Consider the following 18,291-nt stretch of genomic DNA (forward strand, 5'->3'; position numbering starts at 1 on the left):
GCTTGACTGATCAGGTTAGGGGATGAAAATAGTATTGCAAATGTTTTCATTTACGGCCGAAGAATGCACCTTAAAGCAATGATATGAAAGATAAAAAAGTAGATATCATAGCCGTCGCAAAGGCCGCACGCGTTTCACCGTCGACGGTGTCGCGCAGCTTCAATCATCCGGAGTTGGTCAAGGCGTCCACCCGCAAAAAGATTGACACCGCGGTGCGTCGACTGGGGTACATCCGCAATCGGGCGGCGCAAACAATCCACGGTATTCGCAGCGGCACCGTGGGTCTGATCGTTCCCACGGTCGACCATGCGATCTTTGCAGAACTGATCCAAAGCTTTTCGGAAGCGATTGAAGAGCTTGGCTTCACCATCTTGCTGGCCTCGCACGGCTACGATCTGCAACGCGAATACGCGATCACCCGCAAGATGCTGGAACATCGCGTCGACGGCATGGCACTGATCGGCATTGAGCATGAGGCAGAGACGTTCGGCCTGTTGGACAGCCAAAACGTCCCCACCGTGCTGCTGTGGAACTACGCGAAGACGTCGCATTTTACGTCAGTTGGCTCAGACAATTTCCGGGCGGGTTGGCTGGTCGGCCATCACATCGGCGGGCTGAAGCACACGCGCATCGCGGGGTTGTTTCCGCCGCTGTCCGGAAATGACCGGGCCGCGCAACGACGTGCCGGTGTTGAAACCGCGCTGGCCGCATTTGGCGTGCAGATCCCCGAAATCTGGGACATCGAAACGCCCTATAGCCTGGGCGCGGCAAAAGATGCGGTGACGCGTTTGATGTCCCGTGAGGTCACGCCCACTGCCATCATCTGCGGCAATGACGTTCTGGCGTGGGGTGCGTTGCATGCCTTGTCCAAGGCCGGCGTGACTGTGCCAGAGGATGTGTCTGTAACCGGTATTGGCGACTTTACCGGGTCAAGAGATTTTGAGCCCGGCCTGACAACGGTGCGCATCCCGGCACGCCAGATCGGGGCCAAAGCCGCCCAAACCATCGCATCGAAAATTACAGCGCCTGATCAAGAAGTCGCAAGTACGCTGGTGATCCCTGAACTGGTGTTGCGCCAGACCTGCGCAGTGTTCTCTGAAAAGTAGGTCCGGCAACGGGAAGTGTGCCTAAGGACCAGTGTCAATCCGATGCCCGTCGAGCCGCTGATCGAAGCGGCAAATCACGCGTACACATTTTATTGCAACGAGTGAAATCACCGACATTTATCCTAAGTTGAATCCCAACAACGCAATCAGGGAGTTACAGCATGGCAATTTCACTGAAACTGAACGGCAAGACCCACGCGGTCGATGCAGAACCCGGCACGCCGTTGCTCTGGGTTATCCGGGATGATCTGAAAATGACAGGCACCAAATTTGGCTGTGGCGTCGCCTCGTGCGGGGCGTGCACGGTGCACCTGAACGGTGAGCCTGTTCGTTCGTGCCAGACCTATATCGAAGATGTGGACGGGGCCGAGATCACGACAATCGAGGCCATGTCCGACGACACGATTGGTGCGGCAGTACAGCAAGCATGGGTCGAACTGGACGTCGTGCAATGCGGTTACTGCCAATCCGGGCAGATCATGTCTGCCGTGGGCTTGCTGCGCGAAAACCCGACCCCGTCGGCGGACGAGATCGACGATTACATGTGGGGCAATGCCTGCCGCTGCGCCACCTACCAACGTATCCGTGCGGGCATCCAGCGCGCGTCTGAAATCCTGGAGGCTTGATCATGACTGTGAACACATCCCGCCGTGGGTTCCTGAAAGGCGCCGCCGCTGCCGGTGCCGTACTTGTTGTTGGCGTGCGCCCTGATGGTGCGCTGGCTGCATCTGGCAATCCGTCCATGCTGACCCCTTTTGTGCAGGTGGGCAGTGACGGCTCCGTCACCGCCATCATCAAGCACTTCGAGATGGGTCAAGGTCCGTCCACTGGCCTGACCACACTGATTGCCGAAGAGATGGGCCTGACCATGGACCAGATTGGCTATGATTTCGCGCCGTCCAATCCGCAAGTCTACAACAACACGCTGTTTGGCCCGATGCAGGGCACGGGCGGTTCGACGGCCATGGCCAATTCCTACCTGCAATATCGTCAGGCTGGCGCCGCCGCACGCGAGATGCTGCTTCAGGCAGCGGCGCAGCAATGGGGCGTCGATGCATCCGGTTTGTCGCTGCAGGACGGTGTTGTGTCCGGCGCGGGCAACTCTGCCCCATTGGGCGAATTCGTCGAAGCGGCTGCTACGCTGGACGCCCCAACCGAACCCCGGCTCAAGGACCCGTCCGAGTTTCGGTTGATCGGCAACCCGGATGTGCGCCGCCTCGACAGCCCGGCCAAGGGCAATGGCACAGCCATGTTCGCAATGGACATCCAGCGGCCCAACCAGATGATCGCCATGATCGCGCGACCAGAACAGCAGCGCGCCACCGCCGTGAGCTTTGACGCCACTGGCGCAGAAGGGATCAAAGGGTTCATCAGCGCCGACATTCTGCCCAACAAGGCGGGCGTCGCGGTCTTTGCCGAAAACACGTGGGCCGCAATGCAGGCACGCGATGCGCTGGACATCGAGTGGGACACCAGCAACGCGGAAACCCGCAGTTCCGACCAGATCGAACAGGAAATCCGTGCCGCATTGGATGCCTCACCGACTTACAACGTGAACGGTGCGGATGTCTCTGCCGTACAGGCTGCCGTCGACGGCGCGGATACGGTGGTGGAGGAAACCTTCTACTTCCCCCTCCTTGCTCACGCACCGATGGAGCCATTGAACTGCACGATCGAGCAGACAGAAGATGGCGGCATCCTGATGCATGACGGCTGCCAGATCCCGACCCTGCCCCACGGCGCCATGGCCGAGATCTTCGGCCTGCCTTTCGAAAAGGTGCAGATCAAAACCGTGCTTGCCGGTGGCTCCTTTGGGCGTCGCGCCACGCCGCAAGCGGACTATCAGGTCGAAGCGGCCCTCGCCTTCTCGCTCACCGACCGGTCGCGTCCTGTGCATCTTGTCTGGTCGCGCGAGGATGATCTGCGCTCGGGTTACTACCGCCCGGCCTTTGGTCACAAGGTCCGCGTCGGTCTCGACGGTGAGGGCAATATCGTCGGCTGGGAACACCGCATTGCGGGTCAATCCATCATGAAGGGCACCCCGTTCGAAGCCTTTGCCGTGCATGACGGCGTTGACCACAGCTCGGTTGAGGGCACGGTCGATAGTCCCTACCAAATCCCGACAGCCGCCTTTGGCCTGACGGACACGGACAAGGCAACAAGCACCCTTTGGTGGCGCGCGGTGGGTCACACCCATACGGCCTATGTCATGGAAGTGATGATGGACATGGCCGCCAAGGCCGCAGGCATTGACCCGGTCGACTTCCGCCTCGCTTATCTGACGGGTGACGACGCGGACCAGACCCGCAAGGCGAACGTGCTCAAACTTGCCGCCGAGAAAGCCAACTGGGGCAACGCGCCCGATGGCCGCAGCCAAGGCATCGCCGTGCACAAGTCCTTCAACTCATATGTGGCGGAGGTCGTGGAAATCTCCGGTAATGCCGACGACGGCATCAAGATCGAAAAGGTCACATGCGCCGTCGACTGCGGCATCGCCGTGAACCCCGATGTGATCAAGGCGCAGATGGAAGGCGGGATCGGCTACGGCATCGGCCACAACATGCGCGACAAGATCACGCTGACGGATGGGGTCGTGGACCAGTTCAACTTCCCCGACTACGAACCGCTGCGGATCAGCGACATCGGAGAGATCGACGTGCATATCGTGCCGTCCGCCGAGCCACCCACCGGCGTGGGTGAGCCGGGCACGCCCCCCGCCGCACCTGCGCTGGCCAATGCCATCGCGGCGGCCAGCGACCTGCGCGTTGCCACCTTGCCGATGGACGACAACGGCGTTTCCTTCGTCTGACCTTCAACCCCCGGCACATCCGCCGGGGGTCACCTTCTCTTGCCCTTTGCAGCGCGATGCCCATGATGGCACGACTGCAAAGAACAGGAGAGCCGCATGCCACATAGAACCGCCGTGATCGGCCTTGGCTCAATGGGCTTTGGCATGGCGCAATCCTGTCTTTCTGCCGGGCACGCCACCCATGGCTTTGACATCTCACCCGAACATACAGAACGCTTCCGCTCCGAAGGTGGTGCCAAGGGCGACCTGACCGATATCGCTGGCACGCTTGATGCCGTCGTCGTGGTTGTCCTGAACGCTGCTCAGACCGAAACCGTGCTGTTCGGTGATGCAGGCGTCGTTCCGCTGCTGAAATCCGGCGCGGTGGTCATGGCCTGCGCTACCGTTCCACCAGACTTCGCCCGAGACATGGAGGCGCGCTGCGAAGCGCTCGACGTTCACTATCTGGATGCGCCCATCTCTGGCGGGTCGATCAAAGCGGCGCAGGGCGCGCTGTCCATCATGGCGGCAGGCACAGCAGACGCGTTCACTGCCGCCCGCCCCGCCCTCGATGCCATGGCAGAAACCGTGTTCGAATTGGGTGATCGGGCAGGCCCCGGATCGGCCATGAAGGCGGTCAACCAGCTGCTCGCAGGCGTGCACATCGCCACCATGGCCGAGGCGCTGACCTTCGGCATGACGCAAGGCGTAGCCCCTGACCAATTCCTCGACGTGATCTCGAAATGCGCAGGATCAAGCTGGATGCTGGAAAACCGCGCGCCGCACATCGTCAACGGCGACTACACGCCCCACTCCTCGGTCAACATCTGGCCCAAGGATCTTGGCATCGTTCTCGACATCGCCAAATCGGCCAGCTTCTCGGCCCCCATCACCGCCGCCGCACTGCAACAATTCATCGCCGCCGCTGGCATGGGACTGGGGGGCGAAGACGACGCTGCCGTGGCCAAGGTCTATGCCCGCAATGCAGGGCTGACGCTGCCGGGGGACAACACATGAAGTTCTCCGCCAATCTCGGGTTTCTATGGAATGATCGCCCGCTACCGGACGCGATCCACGCGGCCAAGGCTGCAGGCTTCGATGCCGTGGAATGCCACTGGCCCTACGACATACCGGCGGAAGACGTTCGAGCGGCACTTGATGCCACGGGCCTCCCCATGCTCGGTCTCAACACATCCCGCGGTGACGTCGCTGGCGGAGAAAACGGCCTTGCCGCTCTTCCCGGACGCACGCAAGACGCACATGCCGCGATCGACCAGGCGGTTGCCTATGGCGAGGCTATTGGTGCTGGCGCAATCCACGTCATGTGTGGATTTGCCAGCGGGCACGGCGCGCACGGGACCTTTGTGGACAACTTGCGCTACGCCTGCAACGCAACCGACAAAACCATCCTGATCGAGCCCCTGAACCGAAACGATGCGCCCGGCTACTTCCTGCAGACAACGGATCAAGCGCGGACCATCATTGCCGAGGTGAACGCCCCAAACCTCAAACTCATGTTTGACTGCTACCACGTCGGCCGGACCGAAGGCGACATCCTGACCCGCCTTTCGGACCTGCACGACATCATCGGCCACATCCAATTCGCATCAGTCCCCGACCGTGGCGCGCCCGATCACGGAGAACTGGACTACGCCACCATCTTTGCAGCGCTGACCGACTGGCCCGCCCCGTTGGGCGCTGAATACAAACCGGGTGGTGACACTGACGCGACGCTCGGGTGGATGCAGCAATTTCGGTGATGCGAGGACGACAACCCGTTCAGCGGGCCAAGCGCAGCACTCCGGCTGCGGGCAGCTCTCGCTCCTCAATCTGCACGGTGCGGTTGGAATAGTTGAACCAGAATCGCTCGGTCCCGGTGTCACGACGGCGCACGCCTTCAGGCATCCGCTCAGCAGCCAGATCAGGAGCCACAGCCTCGATCACCCGCATATGCGCCGCATCATCGCCCCACCCGGCAACATAGGTCACGTTTGGACCACAGCGTACCGCAACAGGCGCACCAGCGTCGGTGGTCAACAGAACGTCGCCGCCCCCTTCGACCTGCTCAAGATACCCGGTGACAAACCCGCCGCCCACCAAAGGCAGAGGCAAATCCGGGCGCATGGATTGGACACGGGAAACCGTCAGATCGCTGCCGGGCCACGCGGGCGGCAGCGGTACCGGGATATTGAAGCTGTCATCACGTGCTGCCGTACGGGGCCCAATAATTACTTCTACTTCAGATGCTTGAAGCGCGTCTTTCAGGTCATCCGGCATGTGCATCATGCCCGGCGCAAGCACCAGATCGTACCCTGCAAAGTCGCGTGTATCGGGCGGCAGGATATCCACGGACAAGCCCAACTTGCGGCACGCCCGATACCAATCGAACACCAGCCCGAAGTAACTTAGCCCCGCGCCATGCGGCTGCACCGACCACGCCCAATCGGCATCATAGTCGAACAGGATCGCGACAGGCGCTTGGGCGGGCGCAACCTCTGGCGCATCCGCCAATTCGGCCATGACCTCCCGCGCCTCGCCAAAGGCCTCCGCCTCAACCGAATCCGGACGCAACAGGCCCGCATGCATCTGCTCTTGCGCAAAGGGCGCTTGCCGCCAGCGGAAATAGCACACGGCTTCCGCCCCATGGGCAAAGGCCTCCCACGTCCACAGACGCACCATGCCGGGCAACGGCGACGGGTTATAAGGGGCCCAATTCACGGGCCCCGGTTGCTGCTCCATGATCCACCAACGCCCCTTGCCGACGGCGCGGTAGAGATCGTGGTGAAAGGCCTGAAAATCCGGGTCCCCTTGCTGGGCGAAGGCCCGCTGATGCGCCGCATCGGCACCCACCCGGTCCTCCAGAAACCCCAGCGGGTAGCTGTCCCATGATGCGATATCGAGATCACCCCCAACCTTGAAATGATCAAACTCGGTCACGCGGCCCATGTAATTGTGTGCAATCGGCGCGTCGGAGTAGGTGCGGATGATCTCGACTTGCGCTTGGTTGAACGCCACCACCTCGTCACTGGCAAAACGATGGAACGCGTGCACATGGGCCGGGTTCGCCTCTGTCACCGTCAGGTTCGGCAAGCCAATCTCGTCAAAATCATCATAATCCATCGACCAGAACACATTGCCCCAGGATGCGTTCAAGGCGTCGATGTCGCCGTCGTTCCCCTGCCCCGGAAACTGCCCGCGCAACCAGTCCCGAAACCGGGTCTGCGCCGCATCGGAATAGCTGAGAACCGTATCATGGCACCCATATTCATTGTCCGTTTGCCACGCGGCAATATGGGGGTTCCGCCCATACCGCTCCGCCATCGCCCGCACGATCCGGCGGCATTCCTCAAGAAACCCCTGATGGGAAAAACAATAATGCCGGCGCGAGCCATAGCCACGCACATGCCCCTGCGCATCACGCGCAAACATGTCGGGATGCTTCTTGCAGACCCATTTCGGCGGCGTCGCCGTGGGCGTGCCAAGAACAACCTGCAGCCCCGCCGCACCCAGCGTGTCAATCGCCCGGTCCAGCCACGCCCATTGGTACTCGCCCTCGCGCGGCTCCATCCGCTTCCAGGCAAACTCGCCAATCCGCACCCATGTCAGGCCCAGATCCGCCATGCGCTGCGCGTCCTCGGCCCACTGCGCCTCGGGCCAATGTTCGGGGTAATAGCAGACCCCAAGCGTTCGTTTCATAGGATCACCTGATGTTCGCGCTGGCCCGTGACACCTGCGGGGCCGTAAAACGTCTTGCCAGCGTTGATATCTTGCACACCGACCGCCGCCGTCGTGACAAAAAGCGTGGTCGCATCATGCCCGCCAAAGGCAGGACAACTGGCCTGCGAGGTGGGCACGTCTAGAGCACGGATGAAGGATCCATCGGGGCCATAGCAGGCAATTCGGCCGGCCCCCCATTGCGCGTTCCACACTGCTCCGTCCGCATCGACGACAGCCCCGTCCGGGTTTAGATCATCGGCGCGCAGATCGACGAACACCTCCACCTCGCCCGCGGGCCATCCATGCGCATCCAGCCCAACCGTATGTATTTGCTGCGAAAACGTGTCCGCAAAATAGGCCCGCGTGCCATCCGGCGCAAAGCAGATCGCGTTCGAAATGGTGATGCGGTCAAAGAGCTGCCGAAGCTCGCCCCTGTAAAACCGATAGATCGCCCCGGCGTAAGGTTCGGCATTCAACCCCATGGTGCCAATCCAGAACCCGCCCTGCGGGTCTGCCCGGCCATCGTTGGACCGTGTAACCGGATTGCCCGCCTCAAGCGCCGTCACCAGTTCCCTGTCGCCCGTCGGAATATCAAAGCGCCACAGGCCCGACGCTGACGCCATCAGCAACGTGTCCCGATTCACCCAACCGCAGGCCGACACATGTTCGTCGAACGCCCAGTCGCGCCGCTGCGCGCCCCTCGACATCATCCGCTTGCCCAGAATGTCGAACCAGAACAGCTCGCCCCGTTCCGGGTGCCACATCGGCCCCTCGCCCAAGGTACAGACCGTGTCATCAAAGACCTGCATTACACGCCCGCGTCGTAGGCCGCGACCATATCTGCCGCACGAGACGCAACATCCGCGACCGACATGCCGGGCTTGTATAACGCCGATCCGATCCCGAACCCGGTGATCCCCGCCGCGAACCACTCGGCGAAATTCGCAGGTCCCACACCACCCACGGCATAGGTCTTGGTCCCCTGCGGCAGCACCGCACCAATCGCCTTCAGCCCGTCGACGCCCAGCAAGGACGCCGGGAACAGCTTCAGCCCGTCCGCGCCTGCATGAAGCGCGGCAAAGCACTCCGTCGGCGTCATCACACCGGGAAAGGACAGCATCCCCGCCTGTTTCGTCGCCACAATGACGCTGGCATTGGCGTCCGGTGACACCACCATATGCGCGCCCATCTGATGCAGCCGTTCCACATCGCGCACGTCCAGAACGGTGCCTGCGCCAATCATTGCGTCATCGCGGTGCGCCTCCAACATTTTCCCAATACTGTCAAAGGGATCGGGCGAGTTCAGCGGCACCTCGATCCGGGTGATTCCGGCATCGACCAACGCATCGGCCACGGGCACAGCCTCGTCCGGGGCGATGCCGCGCAGAATGGCAATGATCTCTCGGCTCATGCGGCCTCTCCGTAAATCTGGGTGTAGGCGGCGATCAGCCCCGCCAATGTCATCTCTTCCGCGCCCGCCATCTGCGTCGGCACGCCTTGGCCCTTCAACGCCTCCGCATAGGCGGAGGACAGGCTCTCGGCCCCGATGAGCGCAACCTGCTGGCCCAACCAATAGGGGCGCATGGCCGCCAACTCCGCCCCGATCAACAGTCCAGACAACCGCGCCTTGGCGGATGCACCATCCAGACCATCCAACAGCCCCTCGGCCCGCAATGAAAACAGCGCCGCCGCCAGCCCCTCGGGACGCGACAAGGATTGATCGACACCAGCGGCGAATGCGTCCGCATCCCAGCCCTCGCCCATCGAATGCCGCAGCACCGAACGCTCAGACAGCAGCGCAAACATCTCTCCTGTCATAGCGGTGCGAAAGCTCACAATCTCACCCGCACTCACGTGCACCCACTTGGTATGTGTGCCGGGCAGGCAAATCACGCCATCAAATCCCGGCGTTACGGCCAGGAACCCGGCAATCTGCGTCTCTTCCCCGCGCATCACATCGGCAGGCCGTGCCTGCTTTACGCCCGGCAAAATCCGCACATCCAGATCGGTCCCAAACACCTGCACCGCCTCGGCCGCAGACGGCGGCGCACACGGCACCGCGGCATAGGGCGCTTCCGCCCATCCCTGCCGCGACCCGACCATGCCGCAGGCGAGCACAGGTGCCGGCAACGCATCGCCCACCAAATCTTTGAGCGCAGGCTCAAAGCCGGACCGGTCCAACGTGCCCATCCCTTGCGCCGACGACCGTCGATCCAGAACTGCCCCATCGCCACGCATCAACCACGCGCGCAGATGCGACGTTCCCCAATCCACGGCAATCCACGCAACCTGACCCATCAACCTGTCACCACCACGCCGCCATCAATGACCAGCGATTGGCCCGTCATCATGCGCGACGTGCCCGAGGCCAGAAACAAAGTCGCGCCCACGATATCATCAGGCTCCAGATGGTCTTTCAGGCACTGACGTTCCATATGCGCTGCCAACCCTTCGGGCGTCGCCCATTTGTCCAACTGCTTCTGGGTCAGCACCCAACCGGGGGCCAGGGCGTTGACGCGAATGCGATCCGGCCCGAACTCGCGCGCCAAGCTGCGCGTCATCCCGTTGATCCCACTATTCGCCCCCGTATAGAGCGGATAGCCCGCATTCCCCATCATGTAACTGATGGACGAGAAGTTGATGATCGACCCACCACCCGCCGCCTGCATTCCGGGAATAACGGCCTGACATGCAAAGAAATAAGCCTTGAGATTGACCGAAATCATCCAGTCCCAGAAATCACTGTCCACATCCATCGTTGCATGCCGCTTGTCGTTGGCCGCGTTGTTCACCAACGTTGTCACCGGACCATGCGCTTCCGCGGCCTGCCCGATTGCAGCCTTCAACGCATCCGTATCGGTGATATCGCACTGAATGAACAAAGGACGCGCGCCATGCTTGGCCTCCATCTCATCACAGAAAGCCGTCGCATCCGACCGACCCACAAAGGCGACCTTTGCCCCCTGATCCAGAAACCCGTCCGTCAGCGACGCGCCAATGCCCGATCCACCGCCGGTGATGAACACCGAGGCCCCCTTCAGGTCGTGGAATGTAGCTGTCTCTTTCATGGCATCTCTTTCATTTCTGGGCTCAGGCAAGGTCGCCCTTGATCACCCACATCCGTTCCGGGAAACTCCATGGCAGCGTCAGGCCATGGTACATCAAATAGGCACCGCTCACCACGATGGGTCCTGCTTTCAGCGCATTCTGGCCGCGCGACAAATGGCTCGCATCTTCGCGGTTGATCAACTCAACGCGGTACTTCGCATCCGGGCTGAGGCGCGTCAGGCGCAGGGGGCGCGGCGCGATCTGGTCGCTGGTCGCAGCCTTGCCCGCGAACACAACAAACTGCCCGCCGCCCTCTTCCAAATGCTGCTCGGCAAAGACCGCCGGATCGGCACTGTCCAGACGCAGGATATCCGCGCCATACATCCAGTCGCGGTTGTGTTTCCACCAGCCGGTGACGTCCGCAAGGACTTGCGCTTCGTCCTCGGTCAATTCGCGCGGGTCCATCTCGAACCCCATGTGGCGTTGCGCCGCCACCCACGCGCGAAAGCGTATATCCAAAGTCCGCCCCGACGTATGACAGGTGCGCGGCCCCACATGGGACCCCGTCACCGCCATCGGCAGGAAAATCGACGCATTGTGCTGGATGCGCAGCCGTTCCACCGCGTCATTGCTGTCACTCAACCAAACCCGCTGCGTCCGCTCCATGATCCCGAAATCAATCCGGCCTCCGCCACTGGCGCAGCTTTCAATCTCCACATGCGGAAACTCGCGCCGCAACCGGTCGAGCAGCGCATAAGACCCCCGCGTCTGCGCCGCATCGGGCATCGGCAGCACACGGTTGTGATCCCATTTCACGTATTCAATGTCATGGCGGCTCAGAATGTCGCTCATCCGGGCAAAGAGGAACGATTGCACTGCAGGCAGCGCCATATTCAGCGCCATCTGCTGACGGCCCATGATCTGATCCTCACCCCCCAGCGCCCAGTCAGGATGGGCGCGGAAGATGTCCGAGTTCGGATTGATCATCTCCGGCTCGAACCAGATGCCAAAGGTCATGCCCAGCGATTTCACATGGTCGATCAGGGGCGTCAGACCATCGGGGTACTTGCGCGGATCAACCTCCCAATCGCTCAGCGCTTGAGTGTCGTCATCCCGGTTCCCGAACCAGCCATCGTCCAGCACAAACCGCTCTGCCCCCAGCTTCACGGCGCGTTCGGCAATGTCCTTCAATTCATCCAGATTGTGATTGAAATAGACCGCTTCCCAACAATTGTAGTGCACAGGCCGCGGGGCCGTGGGCCGGGGAAAGGTCACGATCCGGTCGCGCAAATGGCGCTGAAACGCGACCGCGCAACCGTTCAGACCGTCATCCGAGAACACGGCATAAATCTTGCCGGTGGCAAACGACTTCTGCGCAGCACCCTCAACCCGGGCCGCATGCCCAAACTGGATCTGCCGTCGCCCGTCTGGCAGCTCCTCAGCCACCATACGGTGCCCTCCGGACCAGCCGTAGTGAAACGCGTAAGCATGCCCCGACGCGTTCGACGCGCCACGCACCGGCACGATCAGACCGGGAAAATGCTCGTGCCCCGTCCGCCCCGTCCGGTTCTCGCGGTACCGGATCCCCGGCGACCAAGGCGTGCGGTTCATCTGGAACTCACCGCACCAACGACCCGCAAAGTCGATCATGTCATCGGCCAATTGCGGCGCCGGGAACACCGGGGCCGCCAACCAGTGCAGGTGCATCGGCTCCAGCGCGTCAAGCTCGGCGCTGGCCTCGATCATGTGCGTCTCGGGGTCGATGGCAAAGCGCGCGCGATAAGTCAGCACCCGATCCTGATCCATGTAGGTCAGGATCAGCACGTTCTCGGCCACGTCCGACCGCTCCAGACAAAACTTCGGCAGAAACGGCGTGCCGTCCCCGTGCCGGATGATCAGGCCAGGCTGTCCGGGAAAGGACCGTGTCGCCTCCGGACAGATGCTGAGTTCGGGGTTCGCATCCAGCATTCCGCCTGTCACATCAAGGGTATAGGCCTCGTAAAGCGTCGTCAGGTCTTCTTCGTCGGGCAGGCGCGGTCCCCAATAGACAACCTCCGCCAACCGGCCCCGATCAGAGCCCAGAACCAAAGACTGACGCCCGTCATCGAGCCGCCAGCATCGTATCACTTCACAGCCCCCAGCGTCAGACCGGCAATGAAATGCCGCTGCATCAGAAAGAAACACACCACCGGCGGGATCGCCGCCAACAAGGACGCCGCCGACACGAGGTGCCAGTTGTTCACGAACTGCCCGTTCAGCGCCCGCACACCCGCCGTGATGGGCTTGGCGCTTTCGCCTTGAGTCAGCACGTTGGCCCAGAAGAAGTCGTTCCAGACAAAGGTGAAGATCAACACCGCCAGCGCCGCAATCGCGGGCCGGACAAGGGGCAGAACCACGTACCAGAAAATCTTCCATTCCGCGACACCCTCGATCCGCGCGGATTCCACCAGATCAAAGGGTAAGGCCTTGATAAAATTACGCATAAACAGCGTGCAAAACCCGGTCTGGAAGGCCGCGTGGAACAGGAATTGCCCCGCAATGGTGTCATAGAGGCCCGTCTGCACCGACATGTCCCGCACCGGCACCATCAGGATCTGGAACGGAATGAAGTTGCCCGCCACGAACAGGAAGAAGAGCGGCAGCGCGACGCGGAATTTGTAGATCGCCAGCGCATACCCGGCAAGGCAGGCCAGCGCGACCGAGATCATGACCGTGGGCACGGTAATCAGAACCGAGTTCCACATATACTGCGCCGCCGCCGACTGGGTGAAGACTGCTGTGTAGTTCTCGATGATCGCAAATTCACTGGGCCAGCCAAAGACATTGCCCGAGTTGATGTCCGCCGCCGACCGGATCGACGTCAGGAAAATGGCGAGCAAGGGCAGCAGCCACAGGATCAGGGCAAAGGGCAGAAAGGCCTGGTAGGCCGCCTTGGCCGTGGGGCCCGATTTTTCGATGGGACGTGGAAACATCTCAGCGCCCTCCCTTCTCGTCCTGGTACATGCGCCACAGGAAGTAGCTGATGAAGAACAACATGATGCCGAACAGCACGGTCGCCACGGACGAGCCATAACCGTACCGCTCTCCGTATTCGGAGATCGCGACCTCGTACATGTAGTGTGACAGCACGTTGGTGGAGCCGAACGGGCCGCCTTGGGTCATGATGGCGATCATGTCGAAGGAGCGCAGCGCGCCGATCACGGTGACCACGACCGCGATGAAAGTGGCGGGTTTGAGTTGTGGCACGACGACGTACCACAGCATTTTCCAGCCCTTTGCGCCATCCAGCCGTGCCGCTTCGATCTGGTCGGCGGCGACATTGTTCAGGCCCGTGAGGTACAGGATCATGCAGTAGGCGATCTGGGGCCACAGGCCTGCTGCGATGATGCCGTAGGTCGCCCATTCCGGGCTCGACAAGATGTCGGGTGCGGGGCGTGAGCAGGTGAAGGTGACGTTGCCGACGATGTTGACGGTCTCTTCGCAGAAGATGGCCTTCCAGACCGTGCCGACCACACCGAAATCGGGGTTGTAGAACCAGCCGAAGATCAGGCCCACGACGACTTGGGAGATCACGAAGGGAAAGAAGAACATCGACTTGTAAAACCGCATCCCCGTGACGGTCTGGTTCAGGAACAGCGCGATGAAAAGGCCCAGTGGGACGGCCAGCATGTAGAGGACCAGCCACGCGATATTGTTGCGCAGCGACACCCAGAAATTGGGGTCGTCCCAGAGTTTCGCGTAGTTATCAAAGCCCACCCAGACAGCGGTGGAATTGCCGTTCACATCGTAGAGGCCGTTCCATTCGTAGAGGCTCAGCCAGAGGGATTCGAAGATCGGGATGACCACGTAGATCGCGAAGAAAATCAGGGCCGGGATCAGAAAGATCCACGGGGCGATGGCCAGCTTGTTCCGTCGGACCCAACTGGGCCGGCTGGGCGCTTTGGTGTCGGGCAAGACCGCATGTGTCATGGGGCAACCTCCTGATCTGAGGGCGTGTGTCCCACGCTGGGACATGTCTAACCTTATGAAAATACGGTGTTAATCTGTATTTACAGAAGGTTAACGGGGCAAACGGGTTGGGGCGGACACCACGTGCCCGCCCCGAAAGAGGTGCTTAGTAAACCTCGGCTTGGACCTCATCCAGACGCTGCAGGACGGCGTCTTTCTTGGATGGATCAAGCATGAACTCCTGGAAGCCTTCCATGCCCGCCTTGGCCATGGCCGCCGGGGCGTCACGGTCGTAGAACTGCGCCAGACCAGTGGCCGCGTTCAGCAGGGCAAAGCCTTCTTGAATGAACTTGTCATCCGAGATGTCGGCCTTGGAGTTGATGGGCAGCTGACCGATGGTCTTGTTCCACTGGGTCTGCACATCGGGGCGCGCGACGAAGGCCAGGAATTTCTTGGCATCTTCGACGTTCTTGGCGTTGGCAGGGATAAAGAACGCGTCGGCTGGCGCTTCTTCCGCCGGAGGCACATCCGCGTTGATCGTCGGGAACGGCATGAAGTCGATCTGCTCTTCGGTCAGACCGGCGTTCTTGTAGCCGTCGACCGAGAAGTTGCCCATCACGTACATGGCCGCGTCACCATTGGCGAAGGGTGCGATCGCATCCTGCCAGCTCATCGAGGCGTGGTTGTCCACGAAACCGCATTCGTTGATCAGCTGTTCCCAGTTGTCGAAGGTCGCGACAATGCGGGGGTCTGTATACTTGATCTCGCCTGCGGTCAGGGCGTTGTGCACGTCATAGCCGTTGGTGCGCAGGTTGATGTAGTCGAACACACCGGCGGCGGTCCAAAGAAACTTGGTGCCGATGGTGAAGGGCGTCACGCCGTTCTCTTTCATCTTGCCACAGGCGGCCAGCAATTCGTCCCATGTGCCCGGCTCTTCCAGTTCGAGCAGGTCAAAGATGTCTTTGCGGTAGTAGATGCCCCACTGGTAGTAGCTGTACGGCACACCCCAGATTTTGCCGTCGCGCGACATGGTTGCCTTAATCGCGGCCAGATCTTCGTTGAAGCCGTTCTCTTCCCACACGTCATCGACGGGCTGGAACAGGCCCGCGTCCACGAAGGGGGCCATGCGGTTGCCGGGATACCAGCTGGTCACGTCAGGCGCGTCGGCGGTGAGGAAGTTGCGGATCGCGGTCTTGTGCGCTTCGCGGTCGTTGATGTTGACGATCACGTTGATGTCGGGGTTTTCAGCCTTGAACATTTCAACGGCATCCTCGAACCCCTTCTTGGGGCCGGGGTTGAGGTCATCGAAGTTGATGACCAGGTCGCGCGCAAATGCGGTGCCGGCAACAGCCGACAGGGCAATGGCCGCAACTGCGGTTTTCAGATTAAGGAACATTGGTTCTCCTCCCGTTGGTTCCAATGAGTATCGCCGCCGAGCGTGCATTTTCCTGTCGACGACGAAAAGTCAGTTTTTCTTTGACACCGGCCTTTGCTTTGTGAATGTTCCACATAGTGAAACCGGTTTCCAACTATTGGAACACTACGGGGCACTTGGGCGAGAGGTCAACAGATTTCATCGCCTCAGTCTTTGGGAGGAGACAGATGAACACCGCAGCCCCCCGGTCGGGGGAAGGAACAATTGCCAAGGCGCTTGATGTGCTGGACCTTGTGGCCCAGCTGGAGCGTCCCGTGCGGTTTTCCGAACTGCTTGCGTTGTCCCCCCACCCCAAGGCGACTTTGTACCGTTTGGTGCAGAACCTGACCGCGTTGGGCATGTTGAAATATGACACGGACCGGCAGACCTATGCCCCCGGTTTGCGCCTTGTCCGCTTGGCCCATGCGGCTTGGCGGCAAAGCTCATTGGCCCCGATTGCGCGCCCGTTTATCGACGATCTGAGCACCCGTGTGGGCGAGACGGTGCACCTGGCGCAAATGGATGGCGGGCAGGTCCTGTATGTGGACAAACGCAACGCCGCCGAGCCGTTGGAGATGTTTTCCCAAGCGGGCAAGGTTGGTCCCGGATATTGCACCGGTGTGGGCAAGGCGATGCTGGCATTCCTTGCGCCTGAGGCGCTGGAAGTGGCCCTGTCGCAGCAGGCGTGGTTCGCCCACACGGCCCACACCCATACCAGCCGCGACACGCTGTGCGCCGAGTTGGAAACGATTCGCGCCGAGGGCATTGCCTTTGACCGCGAAGAGCACGAGCCCGGCATCATCTGTGTCGCCGCCCCGATTTTATCAGACGCGGGCCGGTCCATCGGTGCCCTGAGCGTCACGACATCTACCGCGCGCAAGTCGCTGGCCGATCTGGCCCAGCTTGCGCCGCATCTACAATCCACCGCCCGGGATATCGCGGGTGCGGCTGCCAACTGGCAGTTTCCAAGTCAATAAAGGGAGGGACACTATGACCGGTGTGACATTGCAGAACGCCATCAAGCGCTACGGGGCCACTCAGGTCATTCACGGCGTCGACCTGACTGTGGAAGACGGTGAGTTCTGCGTCTTTGTCGGCCCGTCGGGGTGCGGCAAGTCCACGCTGTTGCGCATGATTGCCGGCCTGGAAGAGACAAGCGACGGTCAGATCCACATCGGTGCGCGTGATGTGACCCATATGGACCCGGCCGAGCGCGGGATCGCGATGGTGTTCCAGACCTATGCTTTGTACCCGCACATGACGGTCGAAGAGAATATGGGCTTTGGCCTGAAGATGAACGGTGTCGACAAGGCCGAGATCAAGCGCAAGGTCGATGGCGCGTCGAAGATCCTGAAACTGGACGAGTATTTGAAGCGCAAGCCTGCCGCCCTGTCAGGGGGTCAGCGTCAGCGTGTGGCCATCGGCCGGTCCATTGTGCGCGGGCCGGAGGTGTTCCTGTTTGACGAGCCGTTGTCGAACCTGGATGCCGAGTTGCGCGTAGACATGCGCGTCGAGATTGCCCGTCTGCACAAGGAGTTGGGCACCACGATGATCTACGTGACCCACGATCAGGTGGAGGCGATGACCTTGGCCGACAAGATCGTGGTGCTGCGGGCCGGGTATATCGAGCAGGTGGGGTCGCCTATGCATCTCTATCAGGACCCGGACAACAAGTTCGTGGCGGGCTTTATCGGGTCGCCTGCGATGAACTTCGTCAAGGGTGTGGTCGAGGGTTCGGGTGTGCGTGTGCCGGGGTTGGCGGATCGTGTCATCCCGACCTCTGTGGCATTGCCCGCTGCGGGGACGGCCGTCACCGTGGGTGTGCGTCCGCAGGATATGGCGCTGGCCGAAGGGGCGTCGCCCATCAAGCTGGATATTCGTGAGCGGTTGGGGGGTGTCGCCTATGATTACCTGACCACGCCCACGGGTGAGCGGTTGATCGTGGAGTCGCGCGGCGACATGGCGATGGAGGAAGGGACCGAGGTCGCTGTCAGCTTTGACGAGACCCGTGTGATGTTCTTTGACGCCGAAAGCGAACAGCGGCTGCGTTAAGCGTTTTTTGCTGTAATCAGGCCGTCATCTGCGGTGCAGGTGGCGGTTTTTTTGTGTGGTGTGGGTGGTTTCTGGATAGATACGGGTGAATATCGCTTTATTGCAATTATTAGAGTTAATCCCGTGCTTAACGCCAGAAAAAGATGGCTTAAGGAAAATAATTCGGTCACATCGGCACTCCCAAAATCATAGAATTGCGAGAATTTCGGTGCAGGACC

General features: G+C 61.0%; 16 protein-coding genes. 7 read left to right on the forward strand and 9 right to left on the reverse strand.

The window, feature by feature from the left end; translation table 11 throughout:
* The first annotated feature begins 83 nt into the window (after positions 1–83).
* From Q1A32_RS15435 to Q1A32_RS15455, 5 genes are all read left to right on the forward strand, one after another.
* Positions 84–1,106, forward strand: a complete 1,023-nt coding sequence (locus Q1A32_RS15435; RefSeq protein WP_299655012.1) for a substrate-binding domain-containing protein — start codon at positions 84–86, stop codon at positions 1,104–1,106.
* Between the two features lie 161 nt (positions 1,107–1,267).
* Positions 1,268–1,732 carry a (2Fe-2S)-binding protein gene (locus Q1A32_RS15440; protein WP_299611545.1) on the forward strand — a complete coding sequence of 155 codons (465 nt, stop codon included), beginning with the start codon at positions 1,268–1,270 and terminating at the stop codon, positions 1,730–1,732.
* A gap of 2 nt (positions 1,733–1,734) precedes the next feature.
* The gene (locus Q1A32_RS15445) at positions 1,735–3,915 is read left to right on the forward strand and encodes a xanthine dehydrogenase family protein molybdopterin-binding subunit (protein ID WP_299655015.1); all 2,181 of its coding nucleotides are present in this window, start codon (positions 1,735–1,737) and stop codon (positions 3,913–3,915) included.
* Between the two features lie 96 nt (positions 3,916–4,011).
* The gene (gene ltnD, locus Q1A32_RS15450; RefSeq protein ID WP_299655018.1) at positions 4,012–4,911 is read left to right on the forward strand and encodes an L-threonate dehydrogenase; all 900 of its coding nucleotides are present in this window, start codon (positions 4,012–4,014) and stop codon (positions 4,909–4,911) included.
* Positions 4,908–5,654 (forward strand): hydroxypyruvate isomerase family protein, encoded by a 747-nt coding sequence (locus Q1A32_RS15455; protein ID WP_299655021.1) that lies wholly within the window; start codon positions 4,908–4,910, stop codon positions 5,652–5,654. Before ltnD ends, Q1A32_RS15455 begins: the two co-directional genes overlap by 4 nt.
* 19 nt (positions 5,655–5,673) lie before the next feature.
* Here the strand turns inward: Q1A32_RS15455 and Q1A32_RS15460 are convergent, their stop codons facing one another.
* The 9 genes from Q1A32_RS15460 to Q1A32_RS15500 all read right to left on the reverse strand — a co-directional run bounded on the left by Q1A32_RS15460 (position 5,674) and on the right by Q1A32_RS15500 (position 16,003).
* Positions 5,674–7,590, reverse strand: a complete 1,917-nt coding sequence (locus tag Q1A32_RS15460) for a beta-galactosidase (RefSeq protein WP_299655024.1) — start codon at positions 7,588–7,590, stop codon at positions 5,674–5,676.
* The gene (locus Q1A32_RS15465) at positions 7,587–8,420 is read right to left on the reverse strand and encodes an SMP-30/gluconolactonase/LRE family protein (RefSeq protein ID WP_299655027.1); all 834 of its coding nucleotides are present in this window, start codon (positions 8,418–8,420) and stop codon (positions 7,587–7,589) included. Before Q1A32_RS15465 ends, Q1A32_RS15460 begins: the two co-directional genes overlap by 4 nt.
* Entirely contained in the window at positions 8,420–9,022 is a 603-nt protein-coding gene (locus Q1A32_RS15470; RefSeq protein WP_299655030.1) for a 2-dehydro-3-deoxy-6-phosphogalactonate aldolase, read from the reverse strand. The genes Q1A32_RS15465 and Q1A32_RS15470 overlap by 1 nt, the downstream gene beginning before the upstream one ends.
* A complete protein-coding gene (locus tag Q1A32_RS15475; RefSeq protein WP_299655033.1) occupies positions 9,019–9,909 on the reverse strand; it encodes a 2-dehydro-3-deoxygalactonokinase in 891 nt (296 codons plus the stop codon). Before Q1A32_RS15475 ends, Q1A32_RS15470 begins: the two co-directional genes overlap by 4 nt.
* Positions 9,909–10,679 (reverse strand): SDR family NAD(P)-dependent oxidoreductase, encoded by a 771-nt coding sequence (locus Q1A32_RS15480; protein WP_299611533.1) that lies wholly within the window; start codon positions 10,677–10,679, stop codon positions 9,909–9,911. The genes Q1A32_RS15475 and Q1A32_RS15480 overlap by 1 nt, the downstream gene beginning before the upstream one ends.
* 22 nt (positions 10,680–10,701) lie before the next feature.
* Positions 10,702–12,786 (reverse strand): alpha-galactosidase, encoded by a 2,085-nt coding sequence (locus Q1A32_RS15485; RefSeq protein ID WP_299655036.1) that lies wholly within the window; start codon positions 12,784–12,786, stop codon positions 10,702–10,704.
* Positions 12,783–13,631 (reverse strand): carbohydrate ABC transporter permease, encoded by an 849-nt coding sequence (locus Q1A32_RS15490; RefSeq protein ID WP_299611531.1) that lies wholly within the window; start codon positions 13,629–13,631, stop codon positions 12,783–12,785. The genes Q1A32_RS15485 and Q1A32_RS15490 overlap by 4 nt, the downstream gene beginning before the upstream one ends.
* A 1-nt stretch (position 13,632) precedes the next feature.
* A complete protein-coding gene (locus Q1A32_RS15495; RefSeq protein ID WP_299611530.1) occupies positions 13,633–14,628 on the reverse strand; it encodes a carbohydrate ABC transporter permease in 996 nt (331 codons plus the stop codon).
* A 145-nt stretch (positions 14,629–14,773) separates the two neighbouring features.
* On the reverse strand, positions 14,774–16,003 hold the full coding sequence (locus Q1A32_RS15500; protein ID WP_299655039.1) for an ABC transporter substrate-binding protein: 1,230 nt from the start codon (positions 16,001–16,003) through the stop codon (positions 14,774–14,776).
* A 206-nt stretch (positions 16,004–16,209) separates the two neighbouring features.
* Here Q1A32_RS15500 and Q1A32_RS15505 point away from each other — a divergent pair, with 206 nt between their 5' ends.
* Both Q1A32_RS15505 and Q1A32_RS15510 read left to right on the forward strand, forming a co-directional pair.
* Entirely contained in the window at positions 16,210–16,998 is a 789-nt protein-coding gene (locus tag Q1A32_RS15505) for an IclR family transcriptional regulator (RefSeq protein WP_299611527.1), read from the forward strand.
* Between the two features lie 13 nt (positions 16,999–17,011).
* Positions 17,012–18,073 (forward strand): ABC transporter ATP-binding protein, encoded by a 1,062-nt coding sequence (locus Q1A32_RS15510; RefSeq protein WP_299655042.1) that lies wholly within the window; start codon positions 17,012–17,014, stop codon positions 18,071–18,073.
* Positions 18,074–18,291: the final 218 nt, after the last annotated feature.

The organism is uncultured Tateyamaria sp. (genome assembly GCF_947503415.1).
In the GTDB taxonomy this organism is placed as follows: domain Bacteria; phylum Pseudomonadota; class Alphaproteobacteria; order Rhodobacterales; family Rhodobacteraceae; genus Tateyamaria.